At 43.5% G+C, this 24,678-nt stretch carries 23 protein-coding genes and 2 tRNA genes (1 of these 25 running past the window's edge); 16 read left to right on the top strand and 9 right to left on the bottom strand.

Translation table 11 applies throughout. The features are described from left to right. The 5 genes from pdhA to CH367_RS08465 all read left to right on the top strand — a co-directional run. Positions 1-62, top strand: partial view of a pyruvate dehydrogenase (acetyl-transferring) E1 component subunit alpha gene (gene pdhA, locus CH367_RS08485; protein ID WP_100762014.1) — the 3' end only. The gene continues 922 nt to the left of window position 1, outside the view; the window shows 62 of its 984 coding nt (coding positions 923-984); its start codon lies beyond the left edge, outside the window; its stop codon occupies positions 60-62. Continuing rightward, positions 62-1,036 carry a pyruvate dehydrogenase complex E1 component subunit beta gene (locus tag CH367_RS08480; protein WP_100762013.1) on the top strand — a complete coding sequence of 325 codons (975 nt, stop codon included), beginning with the start codon at positions 62-64 and terminating at the stop codon, positions 1,034-1,036. Before pdhA ends, CH367_RS08480 begins: the two co-directional genes overlap by 1 nt. A gap of 21 nt (positions 1,037-1,057) precedes the next feature. Then, complete coding sequence (locus tag CH367_RS08475) at positions 1,058-2,464, top strand: dihydrolipoamide acetyltransferase family protein (protein ID WP_100762012.1); 1,407 nt, start codon at positions 1,058-1,060, stop codon at positions 2,462-2,464. 13 nt (positions 2,465-2,477) lie between these two features. After that, positions 2,478-3,497, top strand: coding sequence for a flagellar motor switch protein FliG (fliG, locus tag CH367_RS08470; protein WP_100762011.1), 1,020 nt, complete (start codon positions 2,478-2,480; stop codon positions 3,495-3,497). 210 nt (positions 3,498-3,707) lie between these two features. Next, entirely contained in the window at positions 3,708-4,433 is a 726-nt protein-coding gene (locus CH367_RS08465) for a hypothetical protein (RefSeq protein WP_125226106.1), read from the top strand. A gap of 265 nt (positions 4,434-4,698) precedes the next feature. Here CH367_RS08465 and CH367_RS08460 read toward each other — a convergent pair. Then, a tRNA-Asp gene (locus CH367_RS08460) sits at positions 4,699-4,772 on the bottom strand. 146 nt (positions 4,773-4,918) lie between these two features. Between CH367_RS08460 and CH367_RS08455 the strand changes: the two genes are divergently transcribed. The 7 genes from CH367_RS08455 to lysS all read left to right on the top strand — a co-directional run bounded on the left by CH367_RS08455 (position 4,919) and on the right by lysS (position 12,206). Next, positions 4,919-5,593, top strand: coding sequence for a CDP-alcohol phosphatidyltransferase family protein (locus CH367_RS08455; protein WP_100762009.1), 675 nt, complete (start codon positions 4,919-4,921; stop codon positions 5,591-5,593). A 52-nt stretch (positions 5,594-5,645) separates the two neighbouring features. Further along, positions 5,646-5,728: transfer RNA gene (locus CH367_RS08450), tRNA-Leu, on the top strand. Positions 5,729-6,248: 520 nt separating this feature from the next. Further along, on the top strand, positions 6,249-6,761 hold the full coding sequence (locus CH367_RS08445; RefSeq protein WP_100762112.1) for a DUF1993 domain-containing protein: 513 nt from the start codon (positions 6,249-6,251) through the stop codon (positions 6,759-6,761). Next, positions 6,758-7,684 (top strand): polysaccharide deacetylase family protein, encoded by a 927-nt coding sequence (locus CH367_RS08440; RefSeq protein WP_425268811.1) that lies wholly within the window; start codon positions 6,758-6,760, stop codon positions 7,682-7,684. The genes CH367_RS08445 and CH367_RS08440 overlap by 4 nt, the downstream gene beginning before the upstream one ends. 143 nt (positions 7,685-7,827) lie before the next feature. Beyond that, positions 7,828-10,008 carry a glycosyltransferase family 2 protein gene (locus tag CH367_RS08435; RefSeq protein ID WP_100762111.1) on the top strand — a complete coding sequence of 727 codons (2,181 nt, stop codon included), beginning with the start codon at positions 7,828-7,830 and terminating at the stop codon, positions 10,006-10,008. A 43-nt stretch (positions 10,009-10,051) separates the two neighbouring features. Continuing rightward, positions 10,052-10,702, top strand: a complete 651-nt coding sequence (locus CH367_RS08430) for a hypothetical protein (protein ID WP_100762007.1) — start codon at positions 10,052-10,054, stop codon at positions 10,700-10,702. A gap of 7 nt (positions 10,703-10,709) precedes the next feature. Beyond that, entirely contained in the window at positions 10,710-12,206 is a 1,497-nt protein-coding gene (gene lysS, locus CH367_RS08425) for a lysine--tRNA ligase (RefSeq protein ID WP_100762006.1), read from the top strand. Between the two features lie 147 nt (positions 12,207-12,353). On the opposite strand, the gene CH367_RS08420 is transcribed toward lysS, so the two are convergent. The 4 genes from CH367_RS08420 to thiS form a co-directional block, all read right to left on the bottom strand. Further along, entirely contained in the window at positions 12,354-12,824 is a 471-nt protein-coding gene (locus tag CH367_RS08420) for a hypothetical protein (RefSeq protein WP_100762110.1), read from the bottom strand. A 267-nt stretch (positions 12,825-13,091) separates the two neighbouring features. Next, positions 13,092-13,922: a WecB/TagA/CpsF family glycosyltransferase gene (locus CH367_RS08415; RefSeq protein ID WP_100762005.1), complete on the bottom strand. Its 831-nt coding sequence runs from the start codon at positions 13,920-13,922 to the stop codon at positions 13,092-13,094. A 44-nt stretch (positions 13,923-13,966) separates the two neighbouring features. Continuing rightward, the gene (locus CH367_RS08410; RefSeq protein WP_425268818.1) at positions 13,967-14,620 is read right to left on the bottom strand and encodes a thiamine phosphate synthase; all 654 of its coding nucleotides are present in this window, start codon (positions 14,618-14,620) and stop codon (positions 13,967-13,969) included. Next, positions 14,610-14,810 carry a sulfur carrier protein ThiS gene (gene thiS, locus CH367_RS08405; protein ID WP_100762003.1) on the bottom strand — a complete coding sequence of 67 codons (201 nt, stop codon included), beginning with the start codon at positions 14,808-14,810 and terminating at the stop codon, positions 14,610-14,612. Before thiS ends, CH367_RS08410 begins: the two co-directional genes overlap by 11 nt. A 91-nt stretch (positions 14,811-14,901) precedes the next feature. Here thiS and CH367_RS08400 point away from each other — a divergent pair, with 91 nt between their 5' ends. Next, on the top strand, positions 14,902-15,186 hold the full coding sequence (locus CH367_RS08400) for a hypothetical protein (RefSeq protein WP_100762002.1): 285 nt from the start codon (positions 14,902-14,904) through the stop codon (positions 15,184-15,186). Here the strand turns inward: CH367_RS08400 and CH367_RS08395 are convergent. Genes CH367_RS08395 through guaB form a run of 3 tightly spaced genes read right to left on the bottom strand, consistent with a single transcriptional unit; the run spans position 15,176 to position 18,217 of the window. After that, a complete protein-coding gene (locus tag CH367_RS08395) occupies positions 15,176-15,892 on the bottom strand; it encodes a 16S rRNA (uracil(1498)-N(3))-methyltransferase (protein WP_100762109.1) in 717 nt (238 codons plus the stop codon). The two genes, CH367_RS08400 and CH367_RS08395, sit on opposite strands and share 11 nt — an antisense overlap. A 13-nt stretch (positions 15,893-15,905) precedes the next feature. Then, positions 15,906-16,688 carry an outer membrane lipoprotein-sorting protein gene (locus tag CH367_RS08390; RefSeq protein ID WP_100762001.1) on the bottom strand — a complete coding sequence of 261 codons (783 nt, stop codon included), beginning with the start codon at positions 16,686-16,688 and terminating at the stop codon, positions 15,906-15,908. Between the two features lie 2 nt (positions 16,689-16,690). Beyond that, entirely contained in the window at positions 16,691-18,217 is a 1,527-nt protein-coding gene (gene guaB, locus CH367_RS08385; RefSeq protein WP_100762000.1) for an IMP dehydrogenase, read from the bottom strand. A gap of 80 nt (positions 18,218-18,297) precedes the next feature. On the opposite strand from guaB, the gene CH367_RS08380 reads away from it, so the two are divergent. After that, a complete protein-coding gene (locus CH367_RS08380; RefSeq protein ID WP_100761999.1) occupies positions 18,298-19,461 on the top strand; it encodes a DUF1577 domain-containing protein in 1,164 nt (387 codons plus the stop codon). Positions 19,462-19,471: 10 nt separating this feature from the next. Here CH367_RS08380 and CH367_RS08375 read toward each other — a convergent pair whose 3' ends face one another. Beyond that, a complete protein-coding gene (locus CH367_RS08375; RefSeq protein ID WP_100761998.1) occupies positions 19,472-20,755 on the bottom strand; it encodes an EAL domain-containing protein in 1,284 nt (427 codons plus the stop codon). A gap of 105 nt (positions 20,756-20,860) precedes the next feature. Here CH367_RS08375 and CH367_RS08370 point away from each other — a divergent pair, with 105 nt between their 5' ends. After that, positions 20,861-22,570 (top strand): hypothetical protein, encoded by a 1,710-nt coding sequence (locus CH367_RS08370; RefSeq protein ID WP_100762108.1) that lies wholly within the window; start codon positions 20,861-20,863, stop codon positions 22,568-22,570. Between the two features lie 111 nt (positions 22,571-22,681). Next, positions 22,682-24,676: an O-antigen ligase family protein gene (locus CH367_RS08365; RefSeq protein WP_100761997.1), complete on the top strand. Its 1,995-nt coding sequence runs from the start codon at positions 22,682-22,684 to the stop codon at positions 24,674-24,676. Positions 24,677-24,678 lie beyond the last annotated feature (2 nt).

Genomic DNA, 24,678 nt, shown 5'->3' with positions numbered 1-24,678 from the left:
ATGCGAGTGAAGAACCTCCATTGGGTTGGTTGTATAAAAACGTATATGCGGAGGATGTCTGATGGCGATTCTCACGTATAGAGAAGCTCTGAACAGAGCGATGTGCGAAGAAATGGATAAAGATCCGAACATCTTTCTCATGGGAGAAGAAGTCGGTCACTACGACGGAGCCTATAAGGTTTCCCAAGGAATGCTCGCGAAGTACGGAGAAAAAAGAGTGATCGATACTCCGATCTCTGAAAACGGTTTTGCGGGCGTGGGTATCGGCGCGGCGATGGTAGGTCTTCGTCCGATCATCGAATTTATGACCTGGAACTTTTCACTCGTCGCGATCGATCAGATCATCAACTCGGCGGCAAAGATGAATTATATGAGCGCGGGTCAATTTCCGATTCCGATCGTGTTTCGAGGCGCGGGCGGCGCGGGCGGAAGATTGGCGGCTCAACATTCTCAGTCTTTTGAAAGTTGGTACGCGCACATTCCGGGTTTGAAAGTGATCGCTCCTTATACTCCGGCAGACGCTTGCGGTCTTTTGAAAACCGCGATCCGCGACAACAATCCCACGATCTTTATCGAAAGCGAAGTTTTATACGGTAGCAGAGGAGAAGTTCCCGATCAGGAATATTCGATTCCGTTCGGAAAGGCCGATATAAAACGAGAAGGTTCGGATATAACGATTGTTAGCTGGTCACGAGCTCTGATGTATGTTCTTCCCGCCGCAGAACGATTGGCCAAAGAAGGAATTTCCGTGGAAGTTTTGGATCTGCGTTCGATCCGTCCCTTGGACGAGGAAGCGATCTACGCTTCGATCCGCAAAACCAACCGAGCGTTGATCGTGGAAGAAGGTTGGGAAGTCGCGGGTTTCGGTTCTCAAATCGCATATTTGATTCAAAAAAATTCCTTCGACGATCTGGACGCGCCTGTGGAAAGAATCACGCAAGAAGACGTTCCGATGCCTTATGCCGCGAACTTGGAAAAGGCTTCGCTTCCGAGCGAAGAAAAGATCATCGCAAGAGTTCGACAGATGCTCGAATAACACGAACGAGGAATATTCAAAATGGCTAAAATAGCAGAAATGACCCAGCTCAGTCCCACGATGGCCGAAGGTAAGATCGTTCGTTGGTTGAAACAAAAGGGAGATTCGGTTTCTCCCGGAGAAATCATCGCCGAAGTGGAAACCGATAAGGCCGTGATGGAAATGGAAGCCTTTGAGACCGGAGTTCTTTTGGAAGTATTGGCTCCCGAAGGAACCATGCTTCCCGTGGGCGCGCCCGTCGCGATCATCGGAAAATCGGGAGAAGACATTTCCGCGTTAGTCGAAACCGCAAAGAAATCCATTCCCCCTAAAAAAGAAGGTTCCGGCTCCGCTCAAGCTACAACCTCATCACAAACCGGCGCATCAAACGTTTCGCCGAGTTCGGCACCGTCAACGTCGACGCCAACCTCGTCCTCCAAATCGGAAACGATCTCGACATCGTCACAATCATCTTCTTCACCCGCATCGAATGCTTCCAAAGAATCGAACCTCATCTCTTCACAAAGTTCCTCGGAACTCAAAAACGGAACGCGCGAAAAGGGAGAATTCTCCAGAGAACGAGCAAACGCAGGTGCTCCAATCAAAGCTTCGCCCTTGGCAAAAAATCTTGCGCTTCAAAAAGGAATGGATTTAGGCGAAGTAGTCGGCACCGGACCCGGAGGAAGAATCATCAAACGAGATATTCTTTCGTATCAGGAATCGGGCGGAGGCAAAAAAGGTTCTTTTGTTAAGCGACAAGACCGCAAACTCGAACTGACGGGAATGAGAAAGACGATCGCTTCCAGACTCGCACATTCCACTTCTACGATTCCTCATTTTTATCTTACGATGGAATTGGACGCGGGTCCGATCAGCGATCTCAGAAATTCAATCAACAAAGACTTGGGACTCGAAGGTCACGAAAAAGTCAGCGTGAACGATCTCATTCTCAAGGCTTGTGCAAGCTCGTTGTTTCTGGTTCCCGAAGTCAATTCTTCCTGGAGAGAAGATCATATTCTCGAATATGGAAGAGTGGATGTCGGAGTCGCCGTTTCGATCGAAGGTGGCCTTATTACTCCTTATGTTCGAAACGCGGATCAGAAATCCGTTCTCGAGATCAGCCGTGAAATAAAAGAACTTGCTTCCCGGGCAAGAGACAGAAAACTCAAACCGGGGGAATACACGGACGGAACCTTTACCGTCTCCAACCTCGGGATGTATGGAATCTCTTCCTTTACGGCCGTAATCAACGAACCGGAAGCCGCGATTCTTGCAGTGGGAGCTCTTGTTGAAAAACCGGTTTTGAAAGATGGCAACATCGTCGCCGGAAAAGTTTTGAACGTTACTCTTTCTTGCGATCACAGAGTCGTGGACGGAGCAACCGGAGCCAGATTTCTTTCCGTCTTCCGAGATTTTATGGAACATCCCCTTCGCCTACTTACAGGTTAAGGATTTTATTTTTGTGGAAAAAGAACCAGCGTCCGCCGCTCGAAAAGAAAAAATTAAAAAGTCCGCCCTTCTCCTTCTCTCCTTAAACAAGGAAGACGCCGCCAAGGTTTTATCGAAACTAGACGACTCAATGATCGAAGAGATCATTTTGGAAATGGCGCAGATCAAAACGATTTCCAAAAAAGAAAAAGAAGACGTTCTTCTTGAGTTTAAGAATTCGGTTCTACCCGGAGACGGCGAAATCAAAGGCGGACTCGACGCGGCCCGTGAAATTCTTCAACATTCTTTGGGAAGAGAAAAAGCGGAGAACATTCTCGGCAAACTTTCCCGCAAAGACATCGAAGATGACTTTTCTTTTTTAAGCGAGGCCGAACCAGGCGTTCTTGCGAGTTTATTGCAACATGAATCCCCTCAAACGGTCGCGGTCACACTTGCGTTTATGACTCCCAAAAAAGCCGCGGACATTCTAAAATTCTTTCCCGGAGAATTGCAGGCGAGCGTCGCTTATCGTTTGGCAAACACTACCAAAACACATCCGGACGCGATCAAAGAGATCGCAAGGGTTTTGAAAAAGAAATACGAACAAAGAGATCGTTCCGAATACAGCGAAGCGGGCGGCGCGGAAGCTCTGGCGAATATTCTCAATCACATGGATAAGTCGCAAGAGGAGAATATTCTCAAGGAACTCGAAGCGAATTCTCCGGAACTCGCAAAGCAGGTTAAAGAGAAGTTATACACCTTTGAAGACGTTTTAGGTTTGGATCAAAAGGAGATGAGAATTCTCATCAACCGTTTGAGCGACGACGAATGTTTGAGCATGGCTCTGCGCGGCTCCGGAGACGAACTCAGAAATCATTTCTTAAACGCAATGTCCAGAAACCGCGCGGCGGAAATTATGGACATGATGGACATTCGAGGAAAACTCACGTTACGCGAAATCAACGACGCAAGAAACGTGATTCTCAATTTAGTTCGGGAATTGGAAGAGGAAGGAACGATCTTCGTCAAAAAGGACGGAGAAGAATATATTTAAAAGAAAACTTTGGATCGTTCCGCTTCGATATCACGTTTGGATTCTTTTGAAAAAGAATCCCCCTTTCGTTTTCGATTTTATTTATTTCTGCTGACGCTCTTACAATTTTTCTACGTCGTTTTAGCCTCGGCGATTCTATTTTCCTTATACTTGTTGGGGATTAGTTTTCACGAATGGTGTTGCCAAGGTTCCACATTCCTCAATGAACTGATGAGCGAATTGTTCTTTTATGTTTTTAACTTACCGGCCTTTTTTGCGATCTGCTCCGTCTTCTATACAATTTGGATTTTTTTAAGTTCGTTTTGGATTCGACCGGAAGCGACCGATCACAATGTTTTGAAACGAATCCGAACGAAAGAATTGGATTCATTCCAGTTGGAAAGATTTCATTCTCTTTTGAAAAGAATCGAAATTGAAATGGGAGGACCTAAAGTCCATACGATCCAATGGAATGAAAGTCGCAATATTTCGTTTTTGCGTTCTTTTCGTTTTGGAATCTTCGGGCCTTCAAGAATTCATCTTTTGCTCGGCGTTCCGCTCTTACATCGTCTTACGCCGGAAGAATTCGAAACGATCCTTATGTTTGAATCCGCCCGCGGAATCGAAACTTATAAAAGTAGATTTGTGATCTGGTTGCAAAGGTGCCGTGCAATTTTTGAAAAGGACGATTTGAATCCGCCCGAAAGTCAATTTCGAAACTATCATCAGGTTTTGGCGAATGTTCAATCTCGGAATGCGGAGCAAATGGTCGCAAAGAGAATCGGCTCGGACAAAATCGAAAAAACGTTATCCGCTCTTGCATTTTTGAAAAAGCCAATTTCCGTATCCGGTGAAACGCCCGAGTTCGATCGTTCCTTTGTGGAGAACACGTTTCACCAGTATTTCTATCCGATGAGCGATTTTGTGTTAGTTGAAGATGATTTGAAAAGAGGATGAATTCCGGAGGAACTCAGCACGTTGCTCCAAACTCAATGTATCACTCCCTATGGGTCGTTCGACAAATCGCAACGCACGGGACTCGCCGCTACGCAATGTAACATCCATGTTTCATTCAGCTCCGCGGCGTCTTTCTCGTGGCTCGTCCATCCATGGACTCGCTTCGCGTTTTTCGCTTTTATGAAAGCGAAAAACACTCACACTCGAAAGCTTCGAGTCCAGAATTTTATTCAGTTGAAAGATTAGTTTGAGAAAAGACGAATTCCGGAGCTGACGGGACTCGAACCCGCGACATCCTGCGTGACAGGCAGGCACTCTAACCAGCTGAGCTACAGCTCCTTATTCCCTTGATACTTTTTCAAAGGAACTTCTCCGGTCAATCGATTTTGATTCAATCGGGTCGAAAAATTCTATTCCGGAAATCAATTCTTTCATTTACTGGAATACAGAATTCTCCGCATAAAAATATTGGAACACGTATCAGGATGATCGTTCAGGAAAAAAAACCTCAGGAACTTTTAGAAGACAGGATCTTCACCGTTTCCAATTTTCTCTCCGTGAGTAGAGTCTTTCTCTTACCTTTTTTCATCGCTTTCACAAAAACATATATCTCCTCTCCGGAAAAGACGGAGTTCCTACTGTATGCGATCCTAACTTGTCTTCTGGCTGTGCTCACCGATTATCTTGACGGATTTCTGGCGAGACTTCTCCACCAAGAATCCGTTCTCGGCAGATATTTGGATCCGGTCTGCGATAAGATCGTAACGGTCGGTGGACTTTCCGTCATCGTTCATTACTTCCGTTTTCCGCTTTGGATTCTAATCGCTTATATCATCCGAGAAATTTTAGGCGTGTGGCTGGGAAGTTTTCTCTATCTCAAACGCGGGATTCAAGGAAAACCGAATTGGTGGGGAAAATTCGGCGTAGGTCTCGTGGCGATCGCTGTGCTTTGGTATATGTGTATTCCTTTGATCCAGTTTAGAATTCCCGGTGAAAGTTTTCTCAAACATCCCGAAGTTTCCGGTTACGTTTTGGTTGTGATTCTTTTGGCGGGAATGTTCGCTTATTCGAAACGTTATTGGAATATAGTATTTCATCCCGAACGCATTCAAATCGACCCGCAAGATAAAAAGACACGTAAGAAATACGAGCTGGTCTAAACTAAGTTCCTTGACTCTCAAGGCGACTCTCACATCCTGTCCATTGCAACCCGCTCGGGTGGTGGAATTGGTAGACACGCAAGCTTGAGGTGCTTGTGCCGTTTAGGTGTAGGGGTTCGAGTCCCCTCTCGAGCAAGACTCTCTTCTTTTTTTTAAATCCAACAATCAATCACAGTAAAATCGGACTCGAAGCGAGCTTTGGTAAATCGATTTGAGCTTCCGTAAGAAGCGAAAAGCGATTCCGAGCCACACGAAGTGGCGAGGCCAAAGCGAGACGCCGTGGAGCTAAATTCGTCAGGATGGCGAATTGCGTAACGGCGAGTCCCTCTCGAGCAAGACTCTCTTCTTTTTTAACACAATCTTACATCAACGACGATGAAACGTGGACTCGAGGTTCTGTCGTAGCTCCGACACCGACGTCTTAAATTCTCCTTGAAAAAAAGTCATTTCCGTGATAAGGACAATTCTCGGGACTTTGGCTCCACCACCCACCCCTCCACCCAAACCCGGGTGGGGCGCAAAAATTTCACAACGAAATCGTCGGAACAACTACATCTCTCCTCACCCCCTTTTCTTGTTTGGAAAAATTCTATCTTCGCAAAAGCCTCCTCAAAAAAATGAGAAAAGCGACATCCCCAAGGGAACATTCAATTCAATGCTCTACAAGATCACAATCCTTCAGTTTACAAAAATGCTTCACAACCTCAAACTCCTTTTGGACAAAGGAGCATCCTTCTCGGAATCTAAAAAATTCGATGTGGAAGTTCTGCTCCATTCAAGATTAGCGCCCGATCAGTTTCATCTTATCAAACAGGTTCAGGTCGCTTGCGATACTGCAAAGTTATGCGTGTCTCGTCTTACCCAAAAGGAAGCTCCAAAAAACGAGGACCACGAAAAAACTCTTCCCGAATTACAAACAAGAATCGATTCCACGTTAGCCTATCTTTCTTCCTTCGTCGAAAAGGACTTCGATTCGGCTCAGGATATAAAAATTTTCCATCCACGTTGGGAAGGAAAGTATCTCACGGGCGAAGAATTCGCGATCCAACACGCGATTCCAAACTTTTACTTTCATATCACGACTGCGTATTCGATTCTCCGTCACAACGGAGTGGATCTAGGAAAGAAAAACTATTTAGGCGATATGCCTCTCAAAAGCGAATCGTGATTTTTATGAAAACGCTCCTAAGCTTAAGGCCGAAACGTTCTTACCGATCGACGATCCTTTTGTCGATCGCCCTTGTATTCTTTCTTATCTTAGAAAACTGTAATTCTTCCTCGGGAGAAAAACAAACCTCCGTCGTTTCCAAACCGAATCCGAACGGAATTCCCGTTTTGATCTATCACGAGATCGTAACCGATTCCCCAAAAGAATACGGAGAAACCGTCATTTCTCTGGAACGATTCGAAGAACAGATGAAATATCTTTTTTCCAAAGGGTATCACCCGATTACGATGAAAGACCTTCTTCTTTATATCCAAAAGGGAAAGGTTTTACCGGATAAAGCGGTCGTATTGAACTTCGACGACGGTTGGAAAAACGTTTTGAGTGCGGTGCCGATTCTCAATCGATATTCTTTCCCCGCCTCCTTTTGGATCATCGCAGGTCCGAAAGGAATCGGAAAGGGAGAATATATGGAATGGTCCGACATCCTCGAACTTTCCAAAAACCCGAGATTTGAAATCGGTTCCCATACATACAGTCATCCTTGGAATCCCAAAGACAACTTGGTGACTTGGGTCGACAATAAGACCCAAGGAAAGGGCAGAAAAGAAGCTCTTTTCGAGTTAAAAGAATCCAAACGAATTCTTGAATCCAAGTTAGGAATACAAATCGATTACTTGGCCTGGCCTTGCGGTTGGTACAATGAAAAACTTGTAAAGTTAGCGAAAGAATCCGGTTACAAAGCGTTAGTTACGACCGAGGACGGGTCCAATCTTCCGGGACAAGACCCTTATAGAATCAAACGGGTCTTTATAGACGGCAAATGCGATTTAGCATCCTTTATTGAACAATTGGAGAATCCAAGATACATCGTTTGCCAGAAATCTCAAAAACCAACGTTGGGAAACTCCCCTTATTCTAATTAGAATTCTCTAAATTTAGGACCCAAAATAAATTTTTCCTTCCCGGACAATTATTATGATTCCACCGGGAATGCTTACTTTTCTTATAGTAAGTTTAAGTAAATTTGAACGAGGGCCAATCAGTGTCCGCAACGGAATCTAAGTATTTGAAGAGTGACCGCTATTGCCGGGAAGAGATCTGGGTCACAAGAATCTTCCTTCTCTTAACGAGCATCGCCTTCCTTTTCGGAAGCCTCGAAATGCTGAGCACTTTTTGGGAGCAAATCCTCGATCACAGACCGTTCGCGGCCATCGGTCAGATCGCGTTCTTCGTCATCATCGCATTATTGACTTACGGCAACTTCGTTTATCAATTTACCCGTCTCGGATACTTCAAAAGACTTTTAAAACATTCTCCCCCGAACCGAGAAGAGCTGGAGTCGATCTATAAAAGCGACTGTCCTCCTCTCGCCATTCTGGTTCCGTCCTACAAGGAAGAATTGGACATCGTTCGAGAAACGCTTCTTTCTGCGGCTCTGCAAGACTATCCGAATCGAAGAGTCGTTTTACTCATCGACGATCCGCCTCAACCGAAAAGTTATATCGACTTCGAAGCTCTCCAAAAGATGAGAGAACTTCCGAATTCTCTTCAAAGAGAATTTAACGAAGCCGCCGGACCTTTGATTCAAGCCAAAAAGGAATTTCTTGAACGTAAGAATTCCCACAAATCAAAAACTTCCAAAGAAACGGAGAAACTGATCCAACTCTATAGGAAAGTTTCCGATTGGTTTCTGAACCGGGTTGAAGGTTACGACGATTCTTCGATTCGAAGAGAATTGCCGGACCACACCCGAGTTTTTATGAGAGATTCTTTTTTCAAAGAATGGAACGAACTTCATCTGCAAAGAATCAACGAACTCGAAATACTTCTTAACGAAGGCGGAGCCGATCCCGAAAGAATCGAAAAAGAATACGAACGACTTTCGTGTCTTTTTTCGGTTCAGTTTTCAACCTTTGAAAGAAAGAAATATCTAAACCTTTCTCATCTTCCCAACAAGGCGATGAACCTAAACAGTTACATCTATCTTTTGGGAAAAAGATGGGTGGAAAAGGAAGAATCCCATGGAATTCTTTTAGAGGAAGCAAAAGGGATTCGTTCTTCCTTTGAAATTCCGGCCGCGGATTTTCTGATCACGTTGGATGCGGACAGCGTTCTACTTCCCGATTATATTCTAAAGCTAGCGCACGTCATGTCCTCTCCGAATCATGAAAACGTTGCGGTTGCACAAACTCCTTACAGCGCCTTCCCGGGAGCGCCTAACGTATTGGAAAGAATGGCGGGAGCCACCACGGACATTCAGTATCAGATCCACCAAGGGTTCACACACTTCGGTGCGACCTTCTGGGTCGGCGCAAACGCGATGCTTCGTCACAAAGCTCTATTGGATATTTGCACCGTTTATCAAGAACGCGGTTACAAAATTCATAAATACATCCAAGACAACACGGTGATCGAAGACACCGAATCGAGCATCGATCTTTTGGACGTAAACTGGAATCTTTACAATTATCCGGAAAGACTCGCTTATAGCGCGACTCCTCCCGACTTCGGTTCGCTTCTGATTCAAAGAAGAAGATGGGCCAACGGAGGATTGATCATTCTTCCGAAACTTCTGCGTCACGTATTCCAATGGCCTTGGAAACTTTCAAAATTCGCGGAAGCTTTTTTTCGCGTTCATTATCTCGGATCGATCGCGGCGGTTAACATCGGCCTCGTGATTCTTATGGGAAGTCCTCTCGGAGAAGGAATGGAAACCTATTGGATCGCGGTTTCTTCTCTTCCGTATTTTATCTTATACGGAATGGATTTGATGAGAATGGGATACAAATGGTTTGATTTGATCCAAGTGTATTCTTTGAATCTGCTTTTGATCCCGGTGAACTTGGCCGGAGTTTTCATGTCGATCAACCAAGCGATCACCGGAAAACAAATTCCGTTTAGCAGAACTCCGAAAGTAATCGGAAGAACCGCTATGCCTTCTCTTTATGTGATCGCCGAATATTCCCTTTTGGCGCAGTTGATCTTCGGGTTTATCACGAATTATCTGCATAGAAACTGGGTGTATTCGATCTACAATCTGATGAACGCGTTGATGTTGGGTTATGCGATCGTTAAGTTTATCGGACTCAGATCTTGTTGGGAAGACATTCTGCTCTCCCTCAACAAACCTCCTGTCGAAATCGTGGAGACCGTGGCTCATCTCGTTGAACCGAGAGTTACGATCGATTTGGAAGGAGCGATGATTTATACGAGCGAAACCGGGGAAGAAGATCAGATCGCTTCCTAATTTCCTCTTGTAATTTGGTTCCTGGGAAAAACTCTCGTTCTATATGTCTGCAAATCCAGGACCGGTATCCGTACAGGAAGTTTTGTACAAAGCGCGGTTATTCTTTTCCGGATTTTTTCTCAGCCTGATCCTGATCTTAGGATTTATATTCTTAAGCCCTCTATTCTTGATCCAGGATCGCCCGTTTCCCAAAAGCGACGCTCTTGTCCTGGAAGCAAAGGAAACGATTCCCAGAGACATTCTCAAAAACGCCGCGGACGGTTTTAAAAAAGGTTACGCGGGAATTTTAATCGTTCTTTATTCTCCCGCGACCACAAACTCGAATCTTGGAATTCCCTTGGATCAAACCGCGGAGATTCAAAGTTCGCTTGTGGCCTTGGGCGTGGAAGAATCCAAAATTCTAATTTATAAACTCGAACCCTATCCCGCAGGCGCAAAGAATTTTTCAAAATCCCTTTTAAAGATCTGCTTGGACAGACAACTTAAGAATGTTCTAATACTTTCCAAAAGATTCGAATCCTCTCTCAATCAAAAACTCTACGAATCCGTATTGGGTCCGGCGGGATTGAAAGTGCACGTGGTCCCTTTGTCGGATAAGATCGGACTCGGAAACTGGTTCTTAAGCGAAGAAGGTTTCGAAATCGTATTCTTAAATTTGGCCAAAACGTTTTATCAAATACTCCCAGGAAAATAAAATCGGAATGTTAGACGCAAAAGAATCAAACGAGCTGATCCAGCAAAGAATTCAAAAAATCGAAGAATTAAAAAAACAGGGAATCAATCCGTACCCGGTTCGTTTTTTTCCGGATTCCAAGGCTAAGGACCTCGTCGAAAAGTTCGAAAAAAATCCTACGGGACCCGAAACCAAATTCAAGTTAGGCGGAAGACTCCATTCCAAAAGGGTTATGGGAAAAGCGAGTTTTGCGCATCTCAAGGACAGTACGGGAATCATTCAGTTATACGCAACCCGAGACGATTTGGGAGAATCCTCTTATTCCATCTTCAAGTCCTTGGACCTGGGCGATATCATCGGTTTGGAAGGTTATCTTTTCACGACTCAAAAGGGAGAAATCACGTTGCACGTCACTTCGGTGGAACTTCTTGCAAAGTGTATTCGCCCTCTTCCGGTCGTTAAGGAAAAGGACGGAGTGGTCTACGACGCGTTCGCGGACGTGGAACAAAGATATAGAATGCGTTACGTGGATCTCGTAGTAAACGATCACGTTCGTGAAACCTTCGTCACAAGAAGTAGAATCGTTTCCGAGATCAGAAGTTTTCTAACCAACGAAGGTTTTCTCGAAGTGGAAACTCCGATGATGCAACCGATCGCGGGTGGAGCCGCCGCCAGACCTTTCGTCACACATCACAACACTCTGGATATGCAGTTATTCTTAAGAATCGCTCCCGAACTCTATCTCAAACGATTGATCGTAGGCGGTATGGATCGTGTGTTCGAATTGAATCGCAACTTCAGAAACGAAGGGATTTCCACAAAACACAATCCGGAGTTTACGATGATGGAGGCTTATATGGCCTTCGGAGATATGAGTACGATGTTGGATCTGACCGAAAGACTCATCACTCATCTGGCTCAAAAGATTTGCGGAACCTTAAAGATCCAATATGGAAAGGATCTGATCGATCTTTCTCCACCATGGAGAAGGGTTACATACGTGGACATCATCAAAGAATACAGCGGAATCGATTTTAGTGAGATCGCTACCCTCGAAGAAGCGAAGAAAAAAGCGTCCGAACTGAAAGTGGACGTTTCCAAATGTCAGACCATCTGGAAAGTCGCGGACGAAGTTTTCTCCGACAAAGCTGAACCGAATCTGATCCAACCGGTCTTTATCACGGATTATCCGAAAGAACTTTCCCCTCTCGCAAAATCGAATCCGAACAAACCTGGTTATGTGGAACGATTCGAACCTTATGTTGCGGGAAGAGAAATCGGAAACGCGTTTACCGAGTTAAACGATCCTTTCGATCAAAAAGAAAGATTCGAAGATCAGGTAAAACAAAGAGAAGCCGGAGACGACGAAGCGTTTATGATGGACGAAGATTATATCCGTGCGCTCGAGTATGGAATGCCTCCGACGGGCGGACTTGGAATCGGAATCGATCGTCTCGTGATGCTTTTGACGAATTCTCACTCGATCCGAGACACCATTCTATTTCCATTGATGAGACCGGAATAAAAATTCAGCCTTGGTCTTTGGCCTTAAAGTTAGAGAGTTATAGCGTTTTAAACGTTTTTCGATAAGAATTTTGTTTCGCGCAACGTTCTGATAGGGTTTTATTTTACGAGTCGTTTTAGACAACGGCTTGTTCAAGGTCAAAGGCAACTAACTTTGAAGTCTTCTTTTTTTATGAGGAGTTTCGGATAGAAAACGAATCGCGAGAGAATCGACTAAAACATCGATTCGATTTCTAAGTGCGGAATTCGAAGTTTCAAAGCGGGTTTCAATACGCATCAAATCCTCTTTAACTTCCGATCTTAAACTAGAAATTTCACTTTTCAATTCTTGAAATTTCGTTTCCGTTTCTGATCTCATTTCTTGAAAGTCGGACTTCGTTTCCGTCTTGAACTCTTGGAATTCTGCTCTAAAGATTTGAAATTCAGTTTTAGTTTCTGATTTTAAGTTTTGAAACTCGGACTTTGTTTCTGCTTTAGATTCTTGGAATTCCGCTTTGAAGAGTTGAATTTCTTCCTTAAATTCGGAAGAAAGCTCTTTCCGAATTTTGTGAAGAAATCCGAAAAGAGAACCGAAACCGACCAGAGTCGTGACGATCAACGTAAGATAAGGCAAATCCATATCGAAAAGAATATCGCCTTTCAAAAAACGAACTCAATTCTTTTTTACATTCAAAAAAGAAAATATAATTTACGATTCTAACGACAAACAATCGAGGAGAAGAATTTGTTCCGTTTGGAGAAACGGAAGGAAGGCTCTCGCGATCCTAACGGCAAGAAAACGATGCAACCGCACCACAAAAGCAAAATGATAAGAATACAATGAATCAGAACAACAGCAAACCTGCGCTAAAATTAGAAAGCGCAAGGAACTCAAATGATTCGATTCCTATTTAGTTTTCTTTCTAAAAAGGGATTTGAAGAATACAACGGTAAAGAATTGGAACATTCTGAAAAGACGGAAAAGCCTCCAGGGTTTACTCAAAATTCTCCAGAGCCAAATCAGCCCTCTGAGTTTGAAAAAATTCGGAGCCTTTCTCACTTTACCGGAAAGAATATCCAACGAACCGCTGACGCCGATGATCACAGAGTGACCGAAAAAGGCGGTGTTGTTTTCGATCCAGATTTCCTGTTCGGGAAAATCCATTGCAAGAAATATAATATTCGGACTCGTCTTACGAATCGATTCTTTCACCATCAATTCGCGTTGAGGGTTCATATAACCCGCGTGACGCCCAACGATTCTCACTCCGGGAAAATGTCTGGAAAGGGTAAAATAAACTTTCTCGATGACGTCTTCTTTTCCGCCGAGCATAAAGATGGAATAATTTCTGAGTTCGCAGAGACGGACCAAGTCCATCATCAAAGCGATGGGAGAAATTCTCTCTTTGAGAACTTTTCCGAGACGAGCCGCGGCCCATTGAAGACCCGCTCCTTCCGCGAGAATCATCGTAGCTTTTTCGGTGATTCTATGGAGCTTCTTCCCCTTGCGAACCGACATGATTTTGATCGGATCCAAAAAGAGAATGTGATGAAACTTTTCCTTCTCTTCTAAGAGTCTATAGATCTTGGCGACTGATTCGTCCTGGGTAACATTGTCGAACGGAACCCCGATTATATCGGTTTTTCCTAATGTTTCCGTTTGAATGACCTGATAGTCTAAGAGATAATCTCGGTCGTCCTTTGCGGAAAGATGTATGATTTCACCCGGCTTTTTCATCCTAAAGACATCCTATACGACATAAGTTCAGAGTCAATTGAAACTTACCGATTTTGTTCCCGTATTTTTAACGCCGCGGCCCTAAATTCTTTTTCCAAACAGGCCATGGAAATGCTCGAAAGTAGAAAGGCCCCTTCCTTCAAAATCAAATCCAAATTCGATACTTGAATCCCGCCGATCAAAGTAACGGGCAAAGTAGATTCCCTTTGTATTCGTCCCAAAGTATCGGTGCCCACCGCGGACTTCGCGTCGTCCTTATTCTCCGTCGGAAAAATCGGTCCCAACCCGGTATAATCCCAAAGAGAAGAATCTAAATTCTTCACCTCTTCCAACGAATGAGACGAGGTTCCGAGAAAGAGTTCCGATTCGGATAAATGTTTTTTTTCCGCGTCGGTCAAAACCTCGTAGTCTTCTTTCCCGACATGAGCGCCGAAACAGTTCCAAAGCATCGCCTGTTTCCAATGATCGTTCAAAATCCAAGGAACGTTAGGATAACCATCTTGAAGAGATTTTACAAGACGTTCCAATTCAGAAATGGAAACGTTTTTGGCGCGAATCTGAGCAAACGGAACGAGATCCGGATATTCCAACCAAAGTTTCGGAAGATCGAAAAGATCGAGATTCTTCTTTTTGCAAAAATCAAAATCTAAAATGGGATAAATTCCCGGCTCGGGCCAGGAGATAGGTTCAACCCCCACCGACAAACCTGAGAATTTCCACTTGGTCCTCTTCTTTCAACTCGATTTGGCTCCAAATTTCTCGTTTTAAAATGTTTCCGTTTCTCTGAATGGCAACCATTTCCGGTCTAAGTTTCAAATATTCTAATAAGGAATGAATTTCCGTAGATTCCAGTTCGGAAAGGCGAAGCGGTTTTCCGTTAACTTTCATAAAGTGGTACTAGAAAGTTTGGGTGTGGAATCTTACAGTGTCCAATCTTTTTTGATTTACGCGAAATTCCGAGATGAGGGATCATACATTTATGAGGAAATTATCTTCAATCATTCTATTCTTTCTTTTACTTTCCACCGTTGTTTTGGGTTGTCATGCAAGACACGACGAAACCAGTGATAAAGCTTTTTTCAATTACATTCTTGCCTGCGGTCCGGGTGGAACGATCGATTCTTGTAACGCAACTTGCTCCGCTACTTACGGGTCCACCGTAACTGCGGCGAACATGCAATCTCTCAATACGTGCACTGCCGCGTGTTCGACCAATTGCAATATCTTGACTCTTTACTTACAATACAGCGCTCTCAACAAGTAAAGAAACGAAACATCGAGGCCGCAAAGATTCCGGCGGTCTCGATTTTTAAGATAGAATCACCCGCCTTTACTCCGAGAACTTTCTTTTCCTTCAATAGATTCATCTCTTTTTCCCGAAATCCTCCTTCGGGTCCGATGATCCAAATTGCATTCCGAAAAAATTCAGGTTGAAGATTCGATTCTCCTTTCGGATCGAATTGATAGATGAACGGTTTTGTTTCTTTTGGTTGCGTTTCCGAGATTTCATTCTCCCGAGAATCTAAGAATTCCTTTAGCGTAACCGGAGCGTAGACCTCGGGAAGAAAAATTCTTTTGGACTGAATCGCCGCTTCTTCCACGATCTTTTGAACCCTTGTGATATTGAAATCCTTTCGATCGGATTGTTCGAAGTTTAAAAAATAGAAATGTGTGAGCCCGAGTTCGGTTCCCTTTTGCAAAAGCCATTCGAGTCGATTTCCTTTCGGAATCGCGGTGGCAATTCCGGAAATGGAAGACGGTTTCGGATGACTTTTCGTTTCTTCCAGAGTTCCTTGTAAGGCGCTCGCTTTTACGTGGTAAACCCATTCCGATCCGATCCCGTTGAATACGCGCAGGATCTTATCTTCCGTAAAAATTCTAAGGGCTTTGAGATGGGAAACTTCCTCCTTGTTGAGGGAGAATGGACTCTCCGAATTCCATTCCCTTCTAAAAAGAATCGATTCTTCCAAGGTGTGAATCCTTTTATCGATTGAGGTTTGCGAGATCAAACAAGGAAGGATCCGGTTTTACTTCCTTGTCTATTTCAGTATATTCTAATACACTGATAGAACCCGTGTTCAGATCCAACATTTCAAGACGGTTTGCGTGTTCTTCTTTTGTGATCTTCTGATTTTGTTTTACCTTTACGGGTCCGTATTTGATGTTCATCGTTTTGAACAAAACCCCGTCTCGGTCGTGAAAATCCAATCGGGTCGGTTTTAAAGAATCCAGATCCAAAAGTAGAATCAGCTTGGAATAAAAATAAGGAATGATGGGTTTGAGTGAAACCCGTTTGAAGGAATGATCGGCGGTTTTCAGATCGCTTTGTACGATCGGGTTGTAGTTCGCCTGATACGATACTCCGGATAAATCTATAAAACTAAAACCGGTCGCAAGATGGGATTCGTATTTCTCCTCGTCCACCTTTCGAAAAATCTTTTTGGAAAGGACGTTGAACGCATAGATCTGTTCTCCCTCGTCCTTGATCAAAATCTTATATTCGAGTCCGCGGCCACGGCTTTCAAATAGATAAAGAGTATCTTCTTCCTTTCGAAAGATGCTCACATCCCAACTCCAAGTTTCTCCGGTTCTTCGGATGAGAATCAAATTTCCTTTGATCAATCCTTGGTTGGATTTTATAAGAGCCTGATCGAGCCTTGCCACCAATTCTTGGGCGACTCGGATCGCGGATCCTTGCGGGTTTGTTTCTCGGCTCAGAATGGTGAGAGCCAAAAAACCGACCGTAAGCGCAAGAATCCGAATCAAATTTACTCTGCCCTCATCGTTGGAGCGCTGAAAGAATACAATCCGTGAACGGAACCCTGTGCCTGTGCCGATTCGGATCTTCTTTCGAAACGGAGATTTCCGTCTCTGAGCGCTTTATGAATTTCAGGTATCGATTTATAACCCATATCTTGGAAAGAAAGTCTGAGACCCTGCGATAGATAAGGAATAAAATTCAGGATCGACCCTCTGTCAACAACCGATCCGCTCACTCCTTGAGCCACTTTTACTTTTTGGCCTTCGTTGAAGTATCGTTTGTCCCCACCCGCTTTCATCGCTTCGATCGACGCCATTCCTCTGTATTTCTTGAGACGAATTCCATTCTCATAAAAATACTCGCCCGGCGCCTCGGTGGTTCCTGCGAACATAAATCCCATCATACAAGTGGAAGCTCCGATCGCAAGTGCGTTCGCGATATCTCCGATATTCGAAATTCCCCCGTCTGCGATCACAGGAACGTCGTATTTCGCGGCGTGTTTCGCGGTTTGGAAAATCGCGGTCGCTTGCGCTCTTCCCACCGCCATCGTATCCTGAGTGATACAAATAGAACCGGGTCCCATTCCGATCCGAAGACCGTCTGCTCCGGCACGGATGAGGTTCTCGGCTTGTCCTCGTGTCACTACGTTTCCGCCCACGACTTCCAAGTTCTTAAATTCTTTTTTGATGAACTGAATCATCTCGATTTGATAATTCGAGTTTCCTTGCGCGGAATCGATAATGATTACGTCGACTCCGGCTTCGTAAAGCGCCGCGACTCTATCTCTCGATTCGAGAAGTGTAGAAACCGCCGCTCCACAACGAAGTCTTTTACTTTCGTCCTTTGAGGCATCCGGAAATTCTTTATTCTTCTTTAAGTCGGAACGACTTACAAGTGACACTAACTTTCCATTAGAATCCACAATCGGTAACTTTCCGATCTTTGATTTTTTGATGATGTCGTTCGCTTCTTGCAAAGTGATTCCGGCCTTGCCCGTGATCACGTTCGTCGTCATCACTTTGTCCAGAGTGATCTCTCGATTTTTCTCGAAGTCGATATCTCGGTTCGTTACGATCCCAACAAGTTTAGAATTTCTGGTTCCGTCTTCGGTTACTGGGATTCCGGTAAACCCTTTGTGATCCTTGATCCAATCCAAATCGCGGATTACGTTCTTCGGCCCGAGAATCACAGGATCGGTGATGAATCCGTTTTCGAAACGTTTCACCTTTTCCACAAGAGCGACCTGCTCTTCGATCGTATTGTTATAATGAATGATTCCGATTCCTCCCATGAGCGCTTGTGCAATCGCCATCTGCGATTCCGTCACGGTATCCATCGGTGAACTTATAAAAGGTCTCTTTAGTTTTATATTTCGAGTCAGTCTGGTTTCAAGCTCAACTTCGGAAGGATGGAAGTCGATAAATCCAGGGAGGACGAGAAAATCTCTGTAGGTTAGACCAATCTGAAGACTGAAAAGATCATCTCCGGATAGTCCGTCTAAATATTCGGAGTCGCGGTAAGTTTGGTTTGACATTCTTATTCCTTACCTAGTACATAAAAGGTAAACAGAGAGCTGAGATCAAGAGAATTTCCCCTCCTTCGCTTTGAAAAACTATGGAAACGATTCAGAGAAAAAAAAGAGATAAGGAAACGATTTCGGATTCCGGTAAAAAGTTTCATATAATTTCGAAATTTCTCGTTAAAACCGATATCGTCGCGCAAGCACAGGGCTCCGTAAAACAGATCGTAAAAATTTTGCAGGTTTCCAAGGACGCGACTAAGATCCTCATTCAAACTCAAACTCCGAACGCATTCCCTTTAAACGCACACGTAACTCTTACGAAACTTCTCGCCAAGTATGTGGAACTCGATTGTGAGGTTCTGGACGAAAAGCCCAACAATCAATTGATTCTTTCCGTCTCGGATATTTCGATCGCAAGCAAGGAACGAAGTCTCAACCGGATCGCGCCTCCCGAAGGTACCGTCTGGATCACAAATATTCGCACGAGCAAGACTACGATCGATGCGAATCTTTTTAACATTCCCACTTCCGTGAAGGTAAATTTTGCGGATTACGAAACGAAATTAAAGTCTAAGTACGATATACTCAAAATTGACGTATTTAGAACGATCGGAGATAAGTTCGATCTCGTTAAAAAAACGCGTAAGATTCTTTTTATCGCGAACACGCAGAAAGAAGAAAGTTATGCGGCCTTTGACCAGGAAGGTTTTATCGACTACGCTTCCGAACTCGGAGATTCGGACGACGTTCGCAAACGTATCATCGAATACGCGAATCAAAAGATCAAATCCGAACTCATCGTTCCCGTAATCTATCTGAACCACGAAGAACAAGCGATTCCGATCGGATACGTTCACGCTCAAAACCGCACCCGAGAAATCGATATTTTGGAAGTGATGGAGATCAAAACCCTCACGTTCGAGATGGTGGATCGAATTCGCGAATCCAATACCGTTCTCGTAAAGGAAAGATTTCCGATCGCGAATATTTCAACGGGGGGATTGAAGGTTAAAATCAATCATCCGGATCTCAATCACGATCTTACCAAAAGAGCCGGATTTACGTTCGATATTTTTTTCAAGATGCAGGCTCCCCTCACCGCATTCGGCGTGATCCGCTCGGTAACCAAGGACGCGGACGGCAATCTATTCGTGGGACTTTCGATCGAGGGAAATTCTTCCAGACCGGGTGAAAGAAAGAAGTATATAGACAACGTCAATCGACTTCTTGCGGAAGCCAATCAGTCCCAACCTTAATTCAAATTCTTCAATATTCAGGAACTTGCACGTCCACAAAAAGGACGTTTCCGTCGGGAAGACGTTTGCTGTAAGTCACCAAAAGAATCTCGTAGCTGATATCGTAGTAAGGATTGCTGATGATCCATTCCGAACGAGTATCCTTCATGGATTTGTAGAATTGTTCGAGGAAATACGGTCTCCAACTCCAGTTCCTTCCGATAAAGGAAGAATCCACGTCCATTGAAACCTCTCCGATCCTCATATAATTCGGAGAAAGTTGACTTCCCGTAAGGTTCGTAACGTAAATTCGAAACACAAAGTCGCTTAGAACGCTCGGATTCTGGATTTGAATCGAACAAAACTCGCCTTCGTTGTTTACGAGAATTCCCGAAAGATCCAGCTTCTCCTCCGATTCTTTTTCGTGTTTGATCTGCCTCATCAGTTGAAAACGTTTATGATGAAAGAAAAGTTCGTGTAACTCGGAGAACCTGAGTTTCAATTCTTCCTGACCGATCATATCCGGAAGCGCTTCCGCGAAATAGAATCCCTGTAAAAACCGCGCGCTGTACGTCAAAGATTGAAAGAGTTCGGTTTCGTTTTCGATTCCTTCAAACAAAAGAGAACAACCTAAGGATTCCGAAAGTCTCGAGATCGTAAAAAGAATTTCCTGAAAGTTTCTGGAAGTGACCGAATGCCGAAGCATCTGCAAATCCACTTTTAAAATATCCGGATGAAAGATTCCGATACGATCCAAGTTCGAAGAACGGGAACCAAGATCGTCGATCGCGACCAGAAAACCTTCCCGTTTGTATCTGGAAATCAGAGGTCTTAAACTTTCTATACTTCCGTCGAAATGTTCCTCCACGATTTCGATCACGATCTTGGAAGGATCCAGACCCAACTCTTGAACGAGTCGAATCGTATAAGGATCTACCTCCTCATCTTCGATATGATCTCTCATATACGCTGGAGAAATATTTAAGAATAATTTTGCGTCCGGAAAACGATCCTGATTTTTTAAAAGATGAAGAATCGCCTTCTTACGAAGGTCGCGATCCACTTCTCTTTTGAGATTGTAGATCTCTTTTCTTTCGTTCGGATCGATGACACCCGCTTCCGCATCCAAAAAGAAAGGACCAAGAGAATGAATATTTCCGGATTGATCCCTGAACCTTCCCAGGGTTTCATAACCGAAAATAGAATCTCTTTCCACGGAAAGGATCGGTTGAAAAAAAGGAATGATCTCTCCAGCCTGGAACCATAAATCCCATTCTAATTTCGTTTTCGGAAACGTGCCGGAAGGCTTAATCATTCAGTTACACGTTTTTGGACTGTCTCAATCCTACAAGGAAATTCCGCTAACCGCAAAAAAACAATGAGTCTTAGTCATATTACTTACGAAAAAAGGAATGCGAATTTGAAACACATTTTGTATTTCACTTTTAGCATTCTGCTGATTTTATTCGGCGTCGTTTCCTCTTATCAAATGCGTTGGATTTCGGATGACGCGTTCATTAGTCTGCGTTATGCGAAGAATTTTGCCGAAGGAAAGGGTTTGGTTTTTAACGAAGGAGAATTCGTTGAAGGTTATACGAATTTTCTTTGGACGGTTCTTATGATTCCGTTTCATCTAACGGAGAAGATTGATCCGGTAGATGCCACTTACTTTTTCGGTATTCTTTCCTTTTTAGGAATCTGCATTTATCTTTTTTTATTTTGGAGAAAGTTTTCCAGGGAAGAATTTTCGTTTCCGTTCGCGCTTTCCTGTTTCGTATTACTGCATCACAACCGAGTTTTTGCAACGGGAGGTCTGGAAACCTCCTTACACGGATTTTTATTCTTAGCCGCTTCTTATCATTTATTACAAACAAAGGAAATAACTTATTATAAATTAATACCTGGCGTATTTCTTTCTTGCTTGAGTTGTTTGAACCGTCCCGATGGAGCCCTCTTTCATGCGTTGGTAGGTCTTTACATCGCGGCTTCTTTTTTTCAAACGATTCGACTTCAATCGTTTCGTTCGGCCATCCTCAACCCGTCCTTTGGAATTCTCGTTGTAGAATATTCTTCCCCCGCGCTTTTCTATATTTGGAAATTGGAATATTATGGAAACCTACTACCGAATACTTTTTACGCGAAATCCGGAGGAAGTGTTTATCTTTCCCAGGGCCTTCTTTACTTAACATCCTTCTTGAAAATGTATTACGCGTTGATTCCTTTTGGCGGATTTGTTCTTTGGAGCTTTTATAAAACGATTCAAAAAGGTTTTTTCCAAGGGAAGAATGAAACCCAAAGGGCCGACTGGATTCTTCTCGTTTTATTCCCCATTTTATACGCCGGGTATTATACTTGGATCGGCGGGGACTTTATGTTTTCCCGTTTTTATCTCCCCATTCTTCCTCTGCTATTCGTCTGGACGGAACGTGAGATTCTTACCTTTCAAAAAAAATATCCTCAGTGGAAAAGAATCGCAAACGTGTTTCTTTACGGAATCCCGATTCTGATCCTATTGCGCTGGGATATTTACAAGGGGACACCCATTCCCGTTGTACACGAAATCGCGGACGAAAATCAAATTTATAAAAGAGAAAGTACGGAAAGGGTTAGGAATCGAATTCTACCTTGGAGAAAGCACTTTGAATCTTCGAAGGTCCGGGTCGCGTTTGTAGGTTCGGAATGTATTTTGATCTATTATCTAAATCCGGTTTTGGCGATCGAAACCGAAGCGGGTCTGACAGATCCGGTGATCGCCAGAAGTCAGTCCCAGGAACGAGGGAGAGTCGGCCACGGCAAACCGACTCCTTTTCAATATCTAAAAGATAGAAACGTACATCTGCTTCTTTACTCGGACGGACTTCCGATCAAAAAAGAATACGATGAATTTTTGACCGGAGATTTTTCGACGCCTTGGAGAATCTTAACCTATTCTCCCTCCGTGATGAAGGAGTTACTTAAGATCTCCTCGTTTCATGCGGTGAATTTCGAATCCTATTTGGACTCTTATAAATACGAATACAAAAATCTAAATACGCCAACGCGGAAAGAAAAATTTTCCGAATTCGAGTCCTATTATTTCCGAACCGGGGAAGATAGAATTCGAGAAAATTGGTATCGAAAAAACCTGTGATTTTTCGGAAGACGGAACCTTTTTCCTGTCGGGAGAATCTTGATTGCTAAAATCGGGGAGCGAAGATACTCTGCAAATATTCCTGTTCAGAGAGATCGAACCAAAACTTAGATGAGTCAGTATCTCAATTTTAAAAGCATTCCGCTTCTGATTGTCGTTTTTGCCCTTGCTCTATTATTCTTTTTTGATCCTTCCAACCCCGCCTTATCCAGAGATTCAGTCGTATTCGGTTTTTTTGTCTGGGCCGTTTGTGTAGGAATCGCATATAAAAAAAAGAAGTCGGAGATTCATCCTCTTTTCTTTTTAGCATGTCTGTTGTTAATCGGACTATCCACGATCAACGGAATCAATCGAGCTCCCCTTGTATATTTCCCTCAAAAGCTGAACTTAAAACTTCTTTATGTGGCCGCTCTTTGTATTACGATCTATCTGTTTTTTAAAAACGTTCATCCGATTTTTTTATTCGTTCACACAGTTGCGTTTTCTTGTTCTCCTCCGCTTTTCTCAAGCATCAAGTCGGTTCCACTTTTGCTTTTTGTGATCGCATCGTTCTTCTATCTTGCACCGAAAAGAATCCGCTTTCAAAGATTACACGCGATCGTTTCGGTTTTCTTTTTTCTTGTTTTGATTTCTTCCCTGCTTTCTTACAAATCCCAATCCTCCCTTTTGCAACTTTGTCTGATTCTTTCGGGAATTTTGATTTTCTTTCTGTTATCGTCCTACCCGAGTCGGTTCCTCAAGAAAGGATTATTGCTGATTCTTTCCATAAATCTGCTCTTAAACTCGATCAATTTGATTTCCGCGCTTCATACGATTTGGCCTTTTGATCTCTTAAGACCTCCTCTCTTTTTGACATACGCAGGGTTTCCCGTTTCTGCGATCGCAGTTATCTCAAGCTTTTCAGCTTTGATCGTTTTTTATACCGCATATCAATATCGCAGGTTTTCTTGGATTTTGGTTCCGGGCGGATTGATCGCAATCTATCTCGCATTTTTCAACCAATCACGAGCGAGTTTATTGGCTTTTGCCCTTGCGTCTTTTTGTTTGTTCCTATTTCGCTGGAGTAAGAATCAAAATTTCTATAGAATTTTGATTTCAGTTTCCGTTGTGATATTTTTGATTTTGATCGGCACAGTTTTTCTTGTGCCAAAGGAAATCTCTACCCGTTATTTCAGCCCGGAAACGTTATGGATTCGTTTCTCTCTTTGGAATTTTCATTTCCAATCCGTTTTGCAGGACTCTCCGATCTTTGGAATCGGATTGGACGCAGATTCTCTTTTGGCTCATTTTCCGGGAACTCATTCGGGAAGAAAGGGATATGATGATTTTTATCGGTTTCTACATTCTTTCCGATCGTATCCGCAAGCGCACAATCTCTATGTGGAAACCTTTACGAGTCTTGGAATTTTAGGATCCGTCGTGTTTCTCTGGATCGCCTGTTATTTAGCGATTCTCGCCTATCGTATGTTAGCCTCCAAAAGTTCGGAAGTTTTCAATTTAGGAATTTTTCTAAGCGGAATTTTAGTCTTCGTTTCCGTTCATGAATTCTTTGATTTCAATCTGGGAGAGCAGCATTTTTTCATTCCAGCGGTGCTTTGTATCTCTTTGATCCGAATTCGTTTGAGTCCGAAGCTCGGAACTTTTAAACCAAGCGGGATCATATTCAAAATCGATTATGTGATTGCGCTTATATCGATCGCCTTTTTATGTTTTCAACTTACCTGGGATCAAAGATTGAGAAACCTGATCTTGGTCTCCGTTCAGAACGAAATCGAATCGGATAACTTCTCGATTTACAAAGAAAAAACCGCTTCGGGTAAAAAAAACCGATTCTCCTATCCGACGGAAGAAATCGTAAAGAATCAGATCTGGATTCGTTCCGAAGAAAGTTTGGTTCTTGCTTCCTTAATCCTTCGGAAGGACACAAACCAAAGAACTTTGGGAGAATCCTTGTTGGATCGTTGTGTCCAAAAAAATCCGTATTCCTCCGTTTGTTGGAAAGAAAAAGCGGAAGTTCAGAGAAAAAAAGATCCGACCTCCGATATCAGTCATTCTCTGGATGAAGGTAAAAAGACCGATCCGTTTCATATTATATTTACGGAATAAAC

The sequence above is a fragment of the Leptospira barantonii genome (assembly GCF_002811925.1).
Lineage (GTDB): Bacteria > Spirochaetota > Leptospiria > Leptospirales > Leptospiraceae > Leptospira > Leptospira barantonii.
The sequence above is the reverse complement of the archived record's forward strand: the minus strand, read 5'-3'. Positions and strand labels throughout refer to the sequence as shown.

Coding starts and splice junctions, on each gene's coding strand:
- CH367_RS08430 (WP_100762007.1), top strand. CDS start 10,052: ATGTCTGCAAATCCAGGACCGGTATCCGTACAGGAAGTTTTGTACAAA.
- CH367_RS08375 (WP_100761998.1), bottom strand. CDS start 20,755: ATGATTAAGCCTTCCGGCACGTTTCCGAAAACGAAATTAGAATGGGAT.
- CH367_RS08445 (WP_100762112.1), top strand. CDS start 6,249: ATGCTCTACAAGATCACAATCCTTCAGTTTACAAAAATGCTTCACAAC.
- CH367_RS08475 (WP_100762012.1), top strand. CDS start 1,058: ATGGCTAAAATAGCAGAAATGACCCAGCTCAGTCCCACGATGGCCGAA.
- CH367_RS08380 (WP_100761999.1), top strand. CDS start 18,298: ATGGAAACGATTCAGAGAAAAAAAAGAGATAAGGAAACGATTTCGGAT.
- CH367_RS08480 (WP_100762013.1), top strand. CDS start 62: ATGGCGATTCTCACGTATAGAGAAGCTCTGAACAGAGCGATGTGCGAA.
- CH367_RS08420 (WP_100762110.1), bottom strand. CDS start 12,824: ATGGATTTGCCTTATCTTACGTTGATCGTCACGACTCTGGTCGGTTTC.
- CH367_RS08365 (WP_100761997.1), top strand. CDS start 22,682: ATGAGTCAGTATCTCAATTTTAAAAGCATTCCGCTTCTGATTGTCGTT.
- guaB (WP_100762000.1), bottom strand. CDS start 18,217: ATGTCAAACCAAACTTACCGCGACTCCGAATATTTAGACGGACTATCC.
- CH367_RS08455 (WP_100762009.1), top strand. CDS start 4,919: ATGATCGTTCAGGAAAAAAAACCTCAGGAACTTTTAGAAGACAGGATC.
- thiS (WP_100762003.1), bottom strand. CDS start 14,810: ATGAAAGTTAACGGAAAACCGCTTCGCCTTTCCGAACTGGAATCTACG.
- lysS (WP_100762006.1), top strand. CDS start 10,710: ATGTTAGACGCAAAAGAATCAAACGAGCTGATCCAGCAAAGAATTCAA.
- CH367_RS08465 (WP_125226106.1), top strand. CDS start 3,708: ATGAGCGAATTGTTCTTTTATGTTTTTAACTTACCGGCCTTTTTTGCG.
- CH367_RS08415 (WP_100762005.1), bottom strand. CDS start 13,922: ATGAAAAAGCCGGGTGAAATCATACATCTTTCCGCAAAGGACGACCGA.
- CH367_RS08400 (WP_100762002.1), top strand. CDS start 14,902: ATGAGGAAATTATCTTCAATCATTCTATTCTTTCTTTTACTTTCCACC.